The sequence below is a fragment of the Streptomyces sp. TRM64462 genome (genome assembly GCF_013362995.1).
In the GTDB taxonomy this organism is placed as follows: domain Bacteria; phylum Actinomycetota; class Actinomycetes; order Streptomycetales; family Streptomycetaceae; genus Streptomyces.
In genome coordinates, this window is the sequence record NZ_JABWDV010000401.1 from 1 (window position 1) to 16,115 (window position 16,115).

Annotated in this window: 12 protein-coding genes; 2 read left to right on the forward strand and 10 right to left on the reverse strand. The window is 71.5% G+C overall.

Annotated features, from left to right (window positions below; all coding sequences use genetic code 11):
- The coding region (locus HTZ82_RS23765) for a CocE/NonD family hydrolase (RefSeq protein ID WP_217624497.1) at positions 1-1,622 on the forward strand (1,622 nt) is incomplete at its 5' end.
- A 38-nt stretch (positions 1,623-1,660) separates the two neighbouring features.
- The gene (gene fahA / locus HTZ82_RS23770; RefSeq protein WP_175411455.1) at positions 1,661-2,896 is read left to right on the forward strand and encodes a fumarylacetoacetase; all 1,236 of its coding nucleotides are present in this window, start codon (positions 1,661-1,663) and stop codon (positions 2,894-2,896) included.
- A gap of 158 nt (positions 2,897-3,054) precedes the next feature.
- On the opposite strand, the gene nuoN is transcribed toward fahA, so the two are convergent.
- Genes nuoN through nuoE form a run of 10 tightly spaced genes read right to left on the reverse strand, consistent with a single transcriptional unit; the run spans position 3,055 to position 16,115 of the window.
- Positions 3,055-4,704, reverse strand: coding sequence for an NADH-quinone oxidoreductase subunit NuoN (gene nuoN / locus HTZ82_RS23775; protein ID WP_175411456.1), 1,650 nt, complete (start codon positions 4,702-4,704; stop codon positions 3,055-3,057).
- A complete protein-coding gene (locus tag HTZ82_RS23780; RefSeq protein ID WP_175411457.1) occupies positions 4,701-6,272 on the reverse strand; it encodes an NADH-quinone oxidoreductase subunit M in 1,572 nt (523 codons plus the stop codon). Before HTZ82_RS23780 ends, nuoN begins: the two co-directional genes overlap by 4 nt.
- 5 nt (positions 6,273-6,277) lie before the next feature.
- Complete coding sequence (gene nuoL, locus HTZ82_RS23785; RefSeq protein WP_175411458.1) at positions 6,278-8,218, reverse strand: NADH-quinone oxidoreductase subunit L; 1,941 nt, start codon at positions 8,216-8,218, stop codon at positions 6,278-6,280.
- A 14-nt stretch (positions 8,219-8,232) separates the two neighbouring features.
- Complete coding sequence (nuoK, locus tag HTZ82_RS23790; protein WP_175411459.1) at positions 8,233-8,532, reverse strand: NADH-quinone oxidoreductase subunit NuoK; 300 nt, start codon at positions 8,530-8,532, stop codon at positions 8,233-8,235.
- Positions 8,529-9,386 carry an NADH-quinone oxidoreductase subunit J gene (locus HTZ82_RS23795; protein WP_175411460.1) on the reverse strand — a complete coding sequence of 286 codons (858 nt, stop codon included), beginning with the start codon at positions 9,384-9,386 and terminating at the stop codon, positions 8,529-8,531. The genes nuoK and HTZ82_RS23795 overlap by 4 nt, the downstream gene beginning before the upstream one ends.
- Positions 9,383-10,036, reverse strand: a complete 654-nt coding sequence (gene nuoI, locus HTZ82_RS23800; protein WP_175411461.1) for an NADH-quinone oxidoreductase subunit NuoI — start codon at positions 10,034-10,036, stop codon at positions 9,383-9,385. Before nuoI ends, HTZ82_RS23795 begins: the two co-directional genes overlap by 4 nt.
- Positions 10,029-11,366 (reverse strand): NADH-quinone oxidoreductase subunit NuoH, encoded by a 1,338-nt coding sequence (gene nuoH / locus HTZ82_RS23805; RefSeq protein ID WP_175411479.1) that lies wholly within the window; start codon positions 11,364-11,366, stop codon positions 10,029-10,031. The genes nuoI and nuoH overlap by 8 nt, the downstream gene beginning before the upstream one ends.
- Before the next feature lie 32 nt (positions 11,367-11,398).
- Positions 11,399-13,966 (reverse strand): NADH-quinone oxidoreductase subunit G, encoded by a 2,568-nt coding sequence (locus HTZ82_RS23810; RefSeq protein WP_175411462.1) that lies wholly within the window; start codon positions 13,964-13,966, stop codon positions 11,399-11,401.
- Positions 13,963-15,315 carry an NADH-quinone oxidoreductase subunit NuoF gene (gene nuoF, locus HTZ82_RS23815; RefSeq protein WP_175411463.1) on the reverse strand — a complete coding sequence of 451 codons (1,353 nt, stop codon included), beginning with the start codon at positions 15,313-15,315 and terminating at the stop codon, positions 13,963-13,965. Before nuoF ends, HTZ82_RS23810 begins: the two co-directional genes overlap by 4 nt.
- Complete coding sequence (gene nuoE, locus HTZ82_RS23820) at positions 15,312-16,115, reverse strand: NADH-quinone oxidoreductase subunit NuoE (protein WP_175411480.1); 804 nt, start codon at positions 16,113-16,115, stop codon at positions 15,312-15,314. The genes nuoF and nuoE overlap by 4 nt, the downstream gene beginning before the upstream one ends.

Consider the following 16,115-nt stretch of genomic DNA (forward strand, 5'->3'; position numbering starts at 1 on the left):
GGGAGGGCCGGGAGGGCCGGGAGGGCCGGGAGGGCCGGGAGGGCCGGGAGGGCCGGGAGGGCCCGGGCGGTGGGGCGGCGGCGGGGCTTGCGGCTGTGGTGGCCGTCTGCGGGTGGGACGGGCACGACGGCGGGACCGGCGGCAGCGGTGGGTTCGCGGCCCCCGTCGCCGCCGTGGCCGCGCGGCTGGCGCGGGACGCGCGGCCGCCGGATCCGCGGTACGTCGGCGATGCCTGGCGCGACCTGTGGGCGGCGCGCCTCGAGGCGCTGGACCCGGTTCCGCAGGAGGTCGCGCCGCTCGACCACGGGGCGGTGCGGGTGCCCGTGCTCGCCGTGGGCGGCTGGTACGACCCGTACCGCGACAGCGTCCTGCGGCTGGTCGAGCGGGTGCCGCGCGGCCTGGTGCGGGGCGTGCTCGGGCCGTGGCCGCACCGCTACCCGGACCAGGGCGAGCCGCCCGGACCCGCGATCGGGTTCCTCCAGGAGACGCTGCGCTGGTGGGACCACCATCTGAAGGGCGCCGACAACGGCGTCATGGCGGAGCCGCTGCTGCGTTCCTGGACGCGCGGCTGGCGCGGCGACGACGCCTGGCCGCCCCCGCACGTCACCCCCGTCACGTACGCGCTCCACGGCTCGCCCGTCACCGTACGGTCGCCCCTGCACACCGGCCTGGACGCCGGGCGCTTCGCGCCCTCCGGCGGTGACGCGGACCTGCCGCCCGACCAGCGCACCGAGGACGCCCACTCGGCCTGCTTCGACTTCCCCGTGCCCGTGGACGGCGCGCCCGTCGAGATCCTGGGCCGCCCCCTCGTTCACCTCGCCCTGAAGGGCGGAGCCGACGGAGCCCCGCGCGCGCAGCTCGTCGCGCGCCTCTGCGACGTCGCCCCGGACGGTACGTCCACGCTGGTCACGCGCGGCACCGTCGCGTTCCGGACGGAGGAGGGCGCGTCCCGGACGTACACCTGCGAGCTGGGGGCCGCCGGGCACTCCTTCCCGCCCGGCCACCGTGTCCGGATCGCGGTGTCCTCGGCGTACTGGCCCTGGGTCTGGCCGGAACCGGGCGCGGCGGACACGTTCACGCTCGACCCGGCGGGCAGCTCCCTGCGGCTGCCCGTCCGCTCCCCCGCGCCGCACGACGCCACGGTCGGCTTCGCCGCGCCCGAGCAGGCGGAGCCGCTGGCCGTGAGCGTCCCCGTCATGCTGGACGAGGCGGCCGGGGCGCGGCCGCCTCTGCTCGTCGTCCGGGACGTCGCGCGCGGGGCGTGGCGCCTGGAGGCGGACCCGTGCAGCGACGAGCACGGCAGCGTCCGCACGTACCCGGATGGCCTCGAACTCACCGAGGAGGCCCACGAGACATACGGCGTCGACGCCTCGGGACCGCGCTCCGCGCGCGTGGAGGCCGAGTGGCACATCCGGCTGCACCGCCCGGACCTTCCCTGGAACGCCACCGTGGAGGTCCGCTCGGAGACGACATGGACCGACGGGACCGGCCAGACCCACGAGACCGACCCGACCGGCGGGCTTCTCACCCGTACCGAGCTGGTCTGCGGCCTGGTCAGCGGCGACGGGCATGACGAGGTGGTTTTCCACAGGACCTGGGAGAAGGTCACGCCCCGGCCGTAACGTGTCCTCCACACACGTGGAAAGCGAGGCAAGCACCGATGCCCGAGCAGCCCGAAAAGAGCCCGCTCGACCTGGCCGAAGGCGATCCCTTCGGCCCGCACAACCTCCCGTACGGCGTGTTCTCGACCGCCGGCGAACCCGGGCGCCGAAGGGTCGGCGTACGGATCGGCGGCCATGTGCTGGACGCCGGGGCCGCGGCGCACGCGCTCGGTTCGCCGTACGCGAGCCTGCTCGCACAGCCGTCCCTGAACCCGCTGATGGCCGCGGGCCGCACGGCATGGCGCGACGTGCGCCGGGCGCTCACCGCGTGGGTGACGTCCCCCGCCCACCGCGCGGACGTCGAGCCGCTGCTGCACCCGCTGGACGAGGTCGCACTGCACCTGCCGTTCGAGGTCGCGGACTACGTCGACTTCTACGCGAGCGAGCATCACGCGACCAACGTGGGGCGGATGTTCCGCCCGGACGGCGAGCCGCTGACGCCCAACTGGAAGCATCTGCCGATCGGCTACCACGGCCGCTCCGGCACGGTCGTCGTGTCGGGCACGGACGTCGTGCGGCCCTCCGGGCAGCGCAAGGCGCCGTCGGACGCGGCCCCGGTGTTCGGGCCTTCGACGAAGCTGGACATCGAGGCGGAGGTGGGCTTCGTCGTCGGCACGCCGTCCGCGATGGGCCGGCCGGTGCCACTCGGCGCGTTCCGGGACCACGTCTTCGGGCTGACGCTGCTCAACGACTGGTCCGCGCGGGACATCCAGGCGTGGGAGTACGTGCCGCTGGGCCCGTTCCTCGGCAAGTCGTTCGCCACGTCGGTGTCGGCGTGGGTGACGCCGCTGGAGGCCCTGGACGCAGCTCGGGTGGCGCCGCCCGCCCGCGACTTCCCGCTGCTGCCGTACCTGGACGACGCGGGCGAGGACGAGCCGGGCGGGTTCGAGCTGCACATCACGGTACGGATCAACGGCGAGGTGGTCGCCGAGCCGCCGTTCTCGACCATGTACTGGACGGCTGCCCAGCAACTGGCGCACATGACGGTCAACGGCGCCTCGCTGCGTACCGGCGACCTGTACGGATCCGGGACGGTGAGCGGCCCGGAGGTGCACCAGCGCGGCTCGCTGCTGGAGCTGACCTGGAACGGGCGGGACGCGCTCGAACTGTCCGGCGGCAAGCGGACGTTCCTGGAGGACGGCGACGAGGTCACGCTCACGGCGTGGGCCCCGGGGCCGGACGGTGCGAAGGTCGGGCTCGGCGAGGTCACCGGCCGGATCGCGACGGCCGACTGACGACGGCCGGCTGACGGAACCGCGCGCAGGCCGCCGCCAGCGGACCGCCGCCCGCGGACCGCCGCCCGTGGAACGGCCGCACGGCCGGACGTCCCGTACGTCAACGGCCGGGCGGGGTGCGCCACCGCACCCCGCCCGGCCGTATGCGCCGGACACCGCTACCGGACGAACACGCCCGCCTGGCTCGCGAGGTCCAGGAAGTACTGCGGCGCGAGGCCCAGCACCAGCGTCACCACGACGCCCACCCCGATCGTCGCCATCGTCAGCGGTGACGGCACGGCGACCGTGGGGCCCTCCGGCTTCGGCTCGCTGAAGAACATGAGCACGATGACCCGGATGTAGAAGAACGCGGCGATGGCCGATGCGATGACACCGACCACGACCAGGGCCCCGGCCCCGCCCTCCGCCGCCGCCTTGAACACGGCGAACTTCCCGGAGAAGCCGGACGTCAGCGGGATGCCGGCGAACGCCAGCAGGAACACCGCGAACACCGCGGCCACCAGCGGCGAACGCCGCCCGAGCCCCGCCCACTTGGACAGGTGCGTCGCCTCGCCGCCCGCGTCCCGCACCAGCGTGACGACCGCGAAGGCGCCGATCGTCACGAAGGAGTACGCCGCCAGGTAGAACAGCACCGACGAGATGCCGGACGGCGTGGCCGCGATGACACCGGCCAGGATGAAGCCCGCGTGGGCGATCGACGAGTAGGCGAGCAGCCGCTTGATGTCGGTCTGCGTGATGGCGACGATCGCACCGCCCAGCATGGTGATGATCGCGATGCCCCACAGGACCGGCCGCCAGTCCCAGGTCAGCCCGGGCAGCACCACGTACAGCAGCCGCAGCAGCGCGCCGAACGCCGCGACCTTCGTGGCGGCCGCCATGAAGCCGGTGACCGGCGTCGGCGCGCCCTGGTAGACGTCCGGCGTCCACATGTGGAACGGCACCGCGCCCACCTTGAACAGCAGCCCCATCAGCACCATGGCGAACCCGATGAGGAGCAGTACGTCACTGCCCATGGTCGCGGCGAGCGCCGGATCGACCGTGCCGACCGCGCCGTCCACGACGTCCGCGATCCGCGCGTACGAGACGGAGCCCGCGTAGCCGTACAGCAGGGCGATGCCGAACAGCAGGAACGCGGAGGCGAACGCGCCGAGGAGGAAGTACTTCACCGCGGCCTCCTGCGACATCATCCGCTTGCGGCGGGCGACGGCGCACAGCAGGTACAGCGGCAGCGAGAAGACCTCCAGCGCGACGAACAGCGTCAGCAGGTCGTTGGCGGCGGGGAAGACGAGCATGCCGGTGATGGCGAACATCACCAGCGGGAACACCTCGGTGGTGGTGAACCCGGCCTTGACCGCGGCCTTCTCCTGGTCGCTGCCGGGCACGGCGGCGGCCTCGGCGGCGAACGAGTCGACCCGGTGGCCGTGGTGGGCCGGGTCGAGGCGCCGCTCGGCGAAGGTGAACACCGCGACGAGCGACGACAGCAGGATGGTCCCCTGCAGGAACAGCGCGGGTCCGTCGACGGCGATGGCGCCCATCGCCGAGATGCCCGCCTTCGTCGTGCCGTACCCGGCGACCGCGAGGCCGATGACCGCGGCGAACGCGGCGGCGAGCGCCACGACGCTGAGGAACAGCTGGCTGTGGTAGCGGGCGCGCCGCGGTACGACGGCCTCGACGAGGATGCCGAGTACGCCCGCGCCGACCACGATGAGGACGGGCGCCAGCTGGGCGTACTCGATCTTCGGGCCCTGGATCTGGCCGAGTGGCTGGGCGGCCGTCGTCCACAGGCTGTGGAAGTCCGTTGTGCTCACTTGGCCGCCTCCACCTCGGGCCGGGGGTCCTTCTGCTGTACGTCGGACATGGTGTGCTTGACCGCCGGGTTGACGACGTCCGTCAGCGGCTTCGGGAAGACGCCGAGGAACAGCAGCAGCGCGACGAGCGGGGCCACCACGACCAGTTCACGCACCCTGAGGTCGGGCATGGCCCGCACCTCCTCCTTCGCCGGGCCCGTCATGGTCCGCTGGTACAGGACCAGCGTGTAGAGCGCGGCCAGCACGATGCCGACGGTGGCCACGATGCCGGCCACCGGGTAGCGGGCGAACGTGCCGACCAGTACCAGGAACTCGCTGACGAACGGCGCCAGACCCGGCAGCGACAGTGTGGCGAGGCCGCCGACGAGGAACGTGCCGGCGAGGACGGGGGCGACCTTCTGCACCCCGCCGTAGTCGGCGATGAGCCGCGACCCGCGCCGCGAGATCAGGAACCCGGCGACCAGCATCAGCGCGGCCGTCGAGATGCCGTGGTTGACCATGTAGAGCGTGGCGCCGCTCTGGCCCTGGCTGGTCATCGCGAAGATGCCCAGGATGATGAAGCCGAAGTGGGAGATCGACGCGTACGCGATCAGCCGCTTGATGTCCCGCTGGCCGACCGCGAGCAGCGCCCCGTACACGATGCTGACCAGCGCGAGGACGATGATCACCGGCGTGGCCCACTTCGACGCCTCCGGGAAGAGGCCGAGGCAGAAGCGGAGCATCGCGAACGTGCCGACCTTGTCGACGACGGCCGTGATGAGCACCGCGACCGGTGCCGTGGACTCCCCCATGGCGTTGGGCAGCCAGGTGTGCAGCGGCCACAGCGGCGCCTTCACCGCGAAGGCGAAGAAGAAGCCGAGGAACAGCAGCCGTTCGGTGTTGGTCGCCATGGTGAGCTCGCCGCTCGCGCGGGCGGCGGCGATCTCGGTGAGCGAGAAGTTCCCGGCGACGACGTACAGCCCGATCACCGCGGCCAGCATGATGAGCCCGCCGACCAGGTTGTAGAGCAGGAACTTGACCGCCGCGTACGACCGCTGGGCGGCGGCGTGCTCGTCGCTGCCGGTGTGCGCCCGGTCCCCGAAGCCTCCGATGAGGAAGTACATCGGGATGAGCATGGCCTCGAAGACCAGATAGAAGAGGAAGACGTCGGTGGCCTCGAAGGAGAGGATCACCATGGCCTCGACCATGAGGATCAGGGCGAAGAAGCCCTGAGTCGGCCGCCACCGCTTGGACTGGGTCTCCAGGGGGTCGGCGTCGTGCCAGCCGGCGAGGATGACGAACGGGATGAGCAGCGCGGTGAGCGCGATCAGCGCCACGCCGATGCCGTCCACGCCCAGCTCGTACCGCACCCCGAAGTCCTTGATCCAGGTGTGCGATTCGGTGAGCTGGTAGCGGGCGCCGCCCGGGTCGAAGCGGACGAACACGGTCGCGGCCAGGGCGAGCGTGGCCAGCGAGAACAGCAGCGCCAGCCACTTGGCGGCGGTGCGCCGCGCGGCCGGGACGGCGGCGGTGACGATCGCACCGACCGCCGGCAGCGCCGCGGTCACCGTCAGGAGAGGAAAGGACATCGCGGTCACACCGCCCTCATCAGCAGGGTCGCGGCGATCAGCACCGCAGCACCTCCGAACATGGAGACCGCATAGGAGCGGGCGAAGCCGGTCTGCAGCTTGCGCATCCGGCCGGAGAGTCCGCCCATCGACGCGGCCGTGCCGTTGACGACCCCGTCGACGAGGGTGTGGTCGACGTACACCAGCGAGCGCGTGAGGTGCTCGCCGCCGCGGACCAGGACCACATGGTTGAAGTCGTCCTGGAGGAGGTCGCGGCGGGCCGCCCGGGTGAACAGCGAGCCGCGCGGCGCGACCAGCGGCACGGGCCGCCGCCCGTACTGCGCGTACGCGATGGCGACGCCGGTCAGCAGGACGACGATGGTCGATGTGGTGATCACGGCGGCGCTCACCGGCGGGTGCCCGTGCTCGAACGCGGTGACCGGCTCCAGCCAGTTCACGAACGCGCTGTTCAGCGAGAACAGTCCGCCCGCGAACACGGACCCGAAGGCGAGCAGGATCATCGGGATGGTCATGGACCTGGGCGACTCGTGCGGGTGCGGCATGTCGCCGGGCTTCGCCTCGACGCCGGGTTCGACGCTGGGCGCCTTGTCCGGGTCGGGCGCCGGCTGCCAGCGCTTCTCGCCGAAGAACGTCATGATCATCACGCGGGTCATGTAGTACGCGGTGATGCCGGCGCCCAGCAGCGTGACCGCCCCGAGGATCCAGCCCTCGGTGCCGCCCTTCGCGAACGCCGCCTCGATGATCTTGTCCTTGGACCAGAAGCCCGACAGGCCGGGGAAGCCGATGATCGCGAGGTAGCCGAGGCCGAACGTCACGAACGTGACGGGCATGTACTTCCGCAGGCCGCCGTACTTGCGCATGTCGACCTCGTCGTTCATGCCGTGCATGACGGATCCGGCGCCGAGGAACAGCCCGGCCTTGAAGAAGCCGTGCGTGACCAGGTGCATGATCGCGAACGCGTAGCCGATGGGGCCGAGGCCCGCGGCGAGGACCATGTAGCCGATCTGCGACATCGTCGAACCGGCCAGGGCCTTCTTGATGTCGTCCTTGGCGCAACCGATGATCGCACCGAAGAGGAGCGTGACCGCGCCGACCACCACGACCGCGAGCTGGGCGCTCGGCGCCGCGTTGAAGATCGCCCCGGAGCGGGTGATCAGATAGACGCCCGCGGTGACCATGGTGGCCGCGTGGATGAGCGCCGACACCGGGGTCGGGCCCTCCATGGCGTCCCCCAGCCAGGACTGCAGCGGCACCTGCGCGGACTTGCCGCACGCGGCGAGGAGCAGCATCAGCCCGATCGCCGTCAGCGTGCCCTCGGACGTCTCCCCCACCGAGCCGAGCACCGGCCCGAAGGCGAACGTCCCGAACGTGGTGAACATCAGCATGATGGCGATGGACAGGCCGATGTCACCGACCCGGTTGACCAGGAACGCCTTCTTGGCGGCCGTGGCCGCGGTGGGCTTGTGCTGCCAGAAGCCGATCAGGAGGTACGAGGCGAGGCCGACGCCCTCCCAGCCGAAGTACAGCAGCAGGTAGTTGTCGGCGACGACGAGGAGCAGCATCGCCGCGAGGAACAGGTTCAGATAGCCGAAGAAGCGGCGGCGGCGCTCGTCGTGCGCCATGTACCCGATCGAGTACACATGGATGAGCGTGCCGACACCGGTGATGAGCAGGACGAACGTCATCGACAGCTGGTCGAGCTGGAAGGCGATGTCCGCCTGGAAGCCCTCCACGGGCACCCAGGAGAACAGCCGCTGGTGCACGGCCCGTTCGTCCGCGCCCTTCCCCAGCATGTCGGCGAAGAGCACCACGCCGATGACGAAGGAGGCGGCCGCCAGCAGCGTGCCGAGCCAGTGCCCGGCCCTGTCCAGCCGCCGGCCGCCGCACAACAGGACGGCCGCTCCCAGCAGAGGCGCCGCGACGAGCAGCGCGATCAGGTTCTCCACGATTCAGCGACCCCTTACAGCTTCATCAGGCTGGCGTCGTCGACCGAGGCCGAATGGCGGGTACGGAACACCGAGACGATGATCGCCAGCCCGACCACGACCTCCGCGGCGGCGACGACCATCGTGAAGAAGGCGATGATCTGGCCGTCGAGGTTGCCGTGCATCCGGGCGAAGGCGACCAGCGTCAGGTTGCAGGCGTTGAGCATCAGCTCGACGGACATGAACACGACGATGGCGTTCCGCCGGATCAGCACCCCGGTCGCGCCGATGGTGAACAACAGGGCGGCGAGATAGAGATAGTTGACGGGATTCACTTGGCCGCCTCCTCTCCGTCCCGATCCCGGTCACGATCGCGGTCGCGGTCCCGGTCGCGGCCGAGCCGTTCGCCGGCGCGCTGCTCCAGGGCCTTCAGCTCGTCGATGGCCTGCGACGACACGTCCCGGATCTGGCCCCGCGCGCGCAGCGTGCGGTTCACGGTCAGCTCGGACGGGGTGCCGTCCGGCAGCAGACCGGCGATGTCCACCGCGTTGTGCCGGGCGTACACACCGGGCGCGGGCAGCGGCGGGAGCTGCTTGCCCTCCCGTACGCGCTGCTCGGCCAGCTCGCGCTGGGTACGGGCCCGTTCGGTGCGCTCGCGGTGCGTCAGCACCATCGCGCCGACCGCGGCCGTGATGAGCAGCGCGCCCGTGATCTCGAAGGCGAACACGTACTTGGTGAAGATGAGCGCCGCGAGGCCCTCGACGTTGCCGCCCGCGTTCGCCGTGCCGAGCCCGTTGAAGGTCTCCAGCGAGGCGCTGCCGATGCCGGCGGCGAGGAGGATCCCGAAGCCGAGGGCGCAGACCGCGGCCAGCCAGCGCTGGCCCTTGATCGTCTCCTTCAGCGAGTCCGCCGCGGTGACACCGACCAGCATGACGACGAACAGGAACAGCATCATGATCGCGCCGGTGTAGACGACGATCTGCACGATGCCCAGGAAGTAGGCGCCGTTGGCGAGGTAGAACACCGCCAGGATGATCATGGTGCCGGCCAGGCACAGGGCGCTGTGCACGGCTTTCTTCATCAGGATGGTGCCCAGGGCGCCGATCACGGCGACCGTGCCGAGCAGCCAGAACTGCACGGCCTCACCGGTCGATGTGCTGTACGCGGCGGCCAGCGTGTGCGCGGTCATGCCTCGATCACCTTCTCGGACGCGGGCTCGCCCTCGCCGAAGTCCGAAGCGGCCTCCTGCGGCGGCTGGTCGCCCTTGCTCACCGCGGGCTGCGGGACCGTGCCGGGCGCGGCCTCGGTGACCAGGCCCCGGTAGTAGTCCTGCTCCGTCATGCCCGGGTAGATGGCGTGCGGCGAGTCGACCATGCCCTCTTCGAGACCCGCGAGGAGCTGCTCCTTGGTGTAGATCAGGTTCGCGCGGGAGCTGTCGGCCAGCTCGAACTCGTTGGTCATGGTCAGCGCGCGTGTGGGGCAGGCCTCGATGCACAGCCCGCACAGGATGCAGCGGGCGTAGTTGATCTGGTAGACCCTGCCGTACCGCTCGCCCGGCGAGTAGCGCTCCTCGTCGGTGTTGTCGGCGCCCTCGACGTAGATGGCGTCGGCGGGGCAGGCCCAGGCGCACAGCTCGCAGCCGACGCACTTCTCCAGACCGTCCGGATGCCGGTTGAGCTGGTGCCGGCCGTGGAAACGCGGCGCCGTGGTCTTCGGCTGCTCCGGGTACTGCTCGGTGAGCCGCTTCCGGAACATGGCCTTGAAGGTGACACCGAATCCCGCCACCGGGTTCTGGAAGGGGGTCCGGGGGGTGTCCCCCCGGGAAGACTCATCAGACACGGTCCGTCTCCTTTCCGTCACTCCCAGTGTCGGGGGCACCACTGACACTGCTCTGCAGCAGCTCTCGTTCACCCCTCGGCCGTCGGCGCGGCACCGGCGGCAGTGTCTGTCCGGGCAGCGGCGGCACCGGGAACCCGCCGGCCATGGGGTCGAACTCGCCGGTCTTCGCGGCCTCCTCGGCCTCGGCCTCTCCCTCTGCCCTGCGCTCGCGGAACATGTCGATGACGAACGACAGCAGCAGCACGGCGAGGACCGCGCCCGCGACGTACAGCACGATCGACTGGAACGCGACGTTCTCGTTCCGCAGCGCGCGCACGGTCGCCACCAGCATCAGCCAGGTGACCGCGACGGGGATGAGGACCTTCCAGCCCAGCCGCATGAGCTGGTCGTAGCGGACGCGGGGCAGCGTGCCGCGCAGCCACACGAAGAAGAAGATGAACGCCACGACCTTGCCGACGAACCACAGCATCGGCCACCAGCCGTGGTTCGCGCCCTCCCAGAAGGCGGAGATCGGATACGGGGCGCGCCAGCCGCCGAGGAACAGCGTCACCGCGATCATCGACACGGTCACCATGTGCACGTACTCGGCGAGCATGAACATCGCGAACTTGATGGAGCTGTACTCCGTGTTGAACCCGCCGACCAGGTCGCCCTCGGACTCCGGCATGTCGAACGGGGCCCGGCTGGACTCGCCGACCATCGTCACCATGTAGACCAGGAACGACACCGGGAGGAGGACGGCGAACCAGCGGTCCCCCTGGGCGTCGACGATGGCCGAGGTCGACATCGAACCGGCGTAGAGGAACACCGAGGCGAAGGCGACACCCATGGCGATCTCGTACGAGATGACCTGGGCGGCCGAGCGGATGCCGCCGAGCAGCGGGTACGTGGACCCGGACGACCAGCCGCCCAGGACGAAGCCGTACACGCCGAGCGAGCCGATCGCCAGGATGTAGAGCATGGCCACCGGCAGGTCGGTGAGCTGCATGGTGGTGCGGGTGCCGAAGATGGAGATCTCGTTGCCCGCGGGGCCGAAGGGGATCACGGCGACGGCCATGAAGGCGGGGATCGCGGCCAGGATCGGCGCCAGGACGTAGATGACCTTGTCCGCGCGCTTGACGACCACGTCCTCCTTCAGCATCAGCTTCACGCCGTCCGCGAGGGACTGGAGCATGCCCCAGGGGCCGTGGCGGTTGGGCCCGACGCGCCGCTGCATCCAGCCGACGACCTTGCGCTCCATCACGATGGAGATCAGCACGGTGACCATGAGGAAGGCGAAGCAGAAGACCGCCTTGAGGGCCACGAGCCACCAGGGGTCGCGGCCGAACATCGAGAGGTCCTCGGCCGCGAGGAGGGCCGGGTTCACGCTCGCACCTCCGACGAGTCCGACGAGTAGGGGGAGTCCGGCCCTTCCGGCGACCCGGAGCCGGGGGCCGGGGTCGAGGCCGGGGCAGGGGCCGAGGTGGGGGCCGGGTCAGGGGCGATACGGACCAGCCGGCCCGGGACGGTGCCCAGGTCCGACAGCACGCCGCCGCCGGCCGAGTGGAGCGGCAGCCACACCACCCGGTCGGGCATCGCGGTCACCTGGAGCGGCAGCCGCACGGATCCGGACGGGCCGGTCACCGCGAGCACGTCGCCGTCCTTGACGCCGGTCTCCGCGGCCGTGGCGGCCGAGAGCCGGGCGACGGCCCGGTGCCGGGTGCCCGCGAGGGCCTCGTCGCCGGCCTGGAGGCGGCCCTGGTCGAGCAGCATCCGGTGACCGGCCAGGACGGCCTCGCCCTCACCGGCGCGCGGCAGCGGCCGCGCCGTCTCGGACGGGTCGGCCGCCGCGGCGCCGTCCCAGGCACCGAGCCGGTCCATCTCGCGCCGTACGGACCGGAGATCCGGCAGGGCGAAATACACGTCCATGGCGTCGGCCAGCATGTGCAGTACGCGCGCGTCGGCGGGCTGGAGCGGGGTGGTCATCTGGTCGGGCTTCAGGGCGGCCTCGAACATCCGCACCCTGCCCTCCCAGTTGAGGAACGTGCCGGGCTTCTCGGCGACCGCGGCGACCGGCAGGACGACGTCCGCCCGCTCGGTGACCTCGCTCGGCCGCAGCTCCAGGGACACGACGAACGCCGCGTCGAGGGCTTCACGCGCGCGTGCCGGGTCCGGAAGGTCGGCGACCTCGACGCCGGCGACGAGCAGGGCGCCCAGCTCGCCGGTGACGGCGGCCTCCAGGATCTGGCCGGTGTCCCGCCCGTAGCGGTGCGGCAGTTCGCGCACGCCCCAGGCGGCGGCCGTCTCCTCGCGGGCGCGGGGATCCGTCGCGGGCCGCCCGCCGGGCAGCAGCGACGGCAGCGCGCCCGCCCACGCGGCGCCGCGTTCACCGGCACGGCGCGGGATCCACACCAGGCGGGCGCCGGTCGCGTTCGCGGCCCGTACGGCGGCGGTCAGGGCGCCGGGCACGGCCGCGAGCCGCTCGCCGACTACGAGGACGGCACCCTCCGCGCGCAGGGCCTCCGCCGCGGCGGCGCCCCGCTCGTCCAGGCCGGTGCCGGAGGCCAGGGCGTCCAGCCACTCGGTCTCGGTGCCGGGCGCGGCGGGCAGGAGCGTGCCGCCCGCCTTCTCCAGGCCCCGGGTGGCGTACGGGGCCAGGGCGTAGGTCCGCTGGCCGTGCTTGCGCCAGGCCTTGCGGAGCCGCAGGAAGACGCCGGGGGCCTCCTCCTCGGCCTCGATTCCGGCGAGCAGCACCGCCGGGGCCTTCTCCAGGGAGCTGTACGTGACCCCGGCGCCGTCCAGATCGACGCCGTGCCCGGCGACCCGGGCGGCCAGGAAGTCGGCCTCCTCGCTGCTGTGCACGCGCGCGCGGAAGTCGATGTCGTTGGTGTCGAGCGCCACGCGCGCGAACTTGGCGTAGGCGTACGCGTCCTCGACGGTGAGCCGCCCGCCGGTGAGGACGCCGGTGCGGCCCCTGACCAGGCCGCGGGCCGCGGCCTCCAGGGCCTCGGGCCAGGAGGCGGGCTCCAGGGTGCCGTCGGCGCCGCGGACCAGCGGCGTGGTGAGGCGGTCGCGCTGCTGGGCGTACCGGAACGCGAAGCGTCCCTTGTCGCACAGCCAGTCCTCGTTGACCTCCGGGTCGTTGGCGGCGAGCCGCCGCATGACCTTGCCGCGCCGGTGGTCGGTGCGGGTGGCGCAGCCGCCGGCGCAGTGCTCGCACACGGAAGGGCTGGAGACCAGGTCGAAGGGGCGGGAGCGGAATCGGTACGCCGCCGAGGTGAGCGCGCCGACCGGGCAGATCTGGATGGTGTTGCCGGAGAAGTACGACTGGAACGGGTCGTGGTTGCCGATGCCGACCTGCTGGAGCGCGCCCCGCTCCAGGAGCTCGATCATCGGGTCGCCGGCGATCTGCTGCGAGAAGCGGGTGCAGCGGGCGCACAGCACGCACCGCTCGCGGTCCAGGAGGACCTGCGTGGACAGGGGAATCGGCTTCTCGAACGTCCGCTTCCTGCCCTCGAAGCGGGAGTCGGCCTGTCCGTGCGAGACGGCCTGGTTCTGCAGGGGGCACTCGCCGCCCTTGTCGCAGACGGGGCAGTCCAGGGGGTGGTTGATGAGCAGCAGCTCCATCACACCGACCTGGGCCTTCTCGGCGACCTCGGAGGTGAGTTGAGTCTTCACGACCATGCCGTCCGTACAGGTGATCGTGCAGGAGGCCATGGGCTTGCGCTGGCCCTCGACCTCGACGATGCACTGCCGGCAGGCACCGGCCGGGTCGAGGAGGGGGTGGTCGCAGAACCGGGGGATCTCGATGCCGAGCTGTTCGGCGGCGCGGATGACGAGCGTCCCCTTGGGGACGGAGATCTCGGCGCCGTCGATGGTCAGCGTGACCAGATCCTCCGGCGGCACCGCCGGTCCCGCTCCTCCACCGGTGGAGGACGTGGTGACGGTCATGCGTTCACCTCCACGTGGTTGTCCGCCCAGGCGGTCGACTTGGCGGGGTCGAAGGGGCAGCCCTTGCCGGTGATGTGCTCCTCGTACTCGCCGCGGAAGTACTTCAGGGAGGAGAAGATCGGCGAGGCGGCGCCGTCGCCGAGGGCGCAGAACGACTTGCCGTTGATGTTGTCGGCGATGTCGGCGAGCTTGTCGAGGTCGGAGAGCTTGCCCTTGCCGGCCTCGATGTCGCGGAGCAACTGGACGAGCCAGTACGTGCCTTCGCGGCAGGGGGTGCACTTGCCGCAGGACTCGTGGGCGTAGAACTCGGTCCAGCGCGTGACGGCGCGGACGACACAGGTCGTCTCGTCGAAGCACTGGAGGGCCTTGGTGCCGAGCATGGAGCCGGCGGCGCCGACGCCCTCGTAGTCCAGGGGCACGTCGAGGTGTTCGTCGGTGAACATCGGCGTGGACGAGCCGCCGGGCGTCCAGAACTTCAGGCGGTGGCCGGGCCGCATGCCGCCGCTCATGTCGAGGAGCTGGCGCAGCGTGATGCCGAGGGGCGCCTCGTACTGGCCGGGGCCCGCGACATGGCCGCTGAGCGAGTAGAGCGTGAAGCCGGGGGACTTCTCGCTGCCCATCGACTTGAACCAGTCCTTGCCGCGGTTCATGATCGCGGGAACCGAGGCGATGGACTCGACGTTGTTCACCACAGTGGGGCACGCGTAGAGACCGGCGACCGCGGGGAAGGGGGGACGCAGCCGGGGCTGGCCACGACGGCCTTCGAGCGAGTCGAGCAGCGCGGTCTCCTCACCGCAGATGTACGCGCCCGCGCCCGCGTGCACGGTGAGTTCGAGGTCGAGTCCGCTGCCCAGGATGTTCTCGCCGAGGTAGCCCGCCGCGTACGCCTCGCGTACGGCCTCGTGCAGCCTGCGCAGTACGGGGACGACCTCGCCGCGCAGGTAGATGAAGGCGTGCGAGGACCTGATCGCGTAGCAGGCGATCACGATGCCCTCGATGAGGGAGTGCGGGTTGGCGAACAGGAGCGGGATGTCCTTGCAGGTCCCGGGTTCCGATTCGTCGGCGTTGACAACGAGATAGTGGGGTTTGCCGTCGCCCTGCGGAATGAACTGCCACTTCATTCCGGTGGGGAAGCCCGCGCCGCCGCGGCCGCGCAGGCCGGAGTCCTTGACGTACGCGATGACGTCGTCGGGCGTCATGGCGAGGGCCTTGCGCAGCCCTTCGTAGCCGTCGTGCCGCCGGTAGGTCTCCAGGGTCCAGGAGTGGGGCTGGTCCCAGAAGGCCGACAGGACCGGTGCGAGCAGCTTCTCGGGGCTGGTCTCCCCGATTTCGGGTGCCAAGGTCATCACTCCCCCTCGGTGTTCTCGTCGTGCGGGGTGCCGTCGTGTGGGGCGCTGTCCTGCGGGGTGCCGTCGTGCCGGGTGTCGCCGCCGGGAGCCTGGCCGCCGCCCTTGGTCTCGCCGCGCGGGTGGACGATGCGGGGCGGGAGGGCCTCGCCCTTGGCGAGCTTCAGGCCGATCAGCGATGCCGGGCCCGCGCCGCCGGTGGCCTCGACCGCGTCGGGGCGCGGGTCCGGGAAGCCGGCGAGGATGCGGGCGGTCTCCTTGAAGGTGCACAGCCGCGCGCCGCGGGTGGGCTCGACGGGGCGGCCGGCGCGCAGGTCGTCGACGAGCCGCTTGGCGGTCTCGGGCGTCTGGTTGTCGAAGAACTCCCAGTTGACCATCACGACCGGCGCGAAGTCGCAGGCGGCGTTGCACTCGATGTGTTCGAGGGTGACCTTGCCGTCGTCGGTGGTCTCCTGGTTGCCGACGCCGAGGTACTGCTTGAGTTCCTCGAAGATGGCGTCGCCGCCCATGACCGCGCAGAGCGTGTTGGTGCAGACGCCGACCTGGTAGTCGCCGCTCGGCTTGCGCCGGTACATGGTGTAGAAGGTGGCGACGGCGGTGACCTCGGCGGTGGTCAGGCCGAGTGTCTCGGCGCAGAACCGCATGCCGGTGCGGGTGACGTGGCCCTCCTCGGACTGCACGAGGTGCAGCAGCGGGAGCAGCGCGGAGCGCGAGTCGGGGTAGCGGGCGATGATCTCCTCGGCGTCCGCTGCGAGCCGGGCGCGTACGTCGGCGGGGTAGTCGGGGGCGGGGAGTTCGGGCAT

Excerpts from the sequence above, each read along its gene's own strand:
- fahA (WP_175411455.1), top strand. The coding sequence starts at position 1,661 with ATGCCCGAGCAGCCCGAAAAGAGCCCGCTCGACCTGGCCGAAGGCGAT.
- nuoE (WP_175411480.1), bottom strand. The coding sequence starts at position 16,115 with ATGCCCGAACTCCCCGCCCCCGACTACCCCGCCGACGTACGCGCCCGG.
- HTZ82_RS23795 (WP_175411460.1), bottom strand. The coding sequence starts at position 9,386 with ATGACCGCGCACACGCTGGCCGCCGCGTACAGCACATCGACCGGTGAG.
- nuoH (WP_175411479.1), bottom strand. The coding sequence starts at position 11,366 with ATGTTCGGCCGCGACCCCTGGTGGCTCGTGGCCCTCAAGGCGGTCTTC.
- HTZ82_RS23810 (WP_175411462.1), bottom strand. The coding sequence starts at position 13,966 with ATGACCGTCACCACGTCCTCCACCGGTGGAGGAGCGGGACCGGCGGTG.
- HTZ82_RS23780 (WP_175411457.1), bottom strand. The coding sequence starts at position 6,272 with ATGTCCTTTCCTCTCCTGACGGTGACCGCGGCGCTGCCGGCGGTCGGT.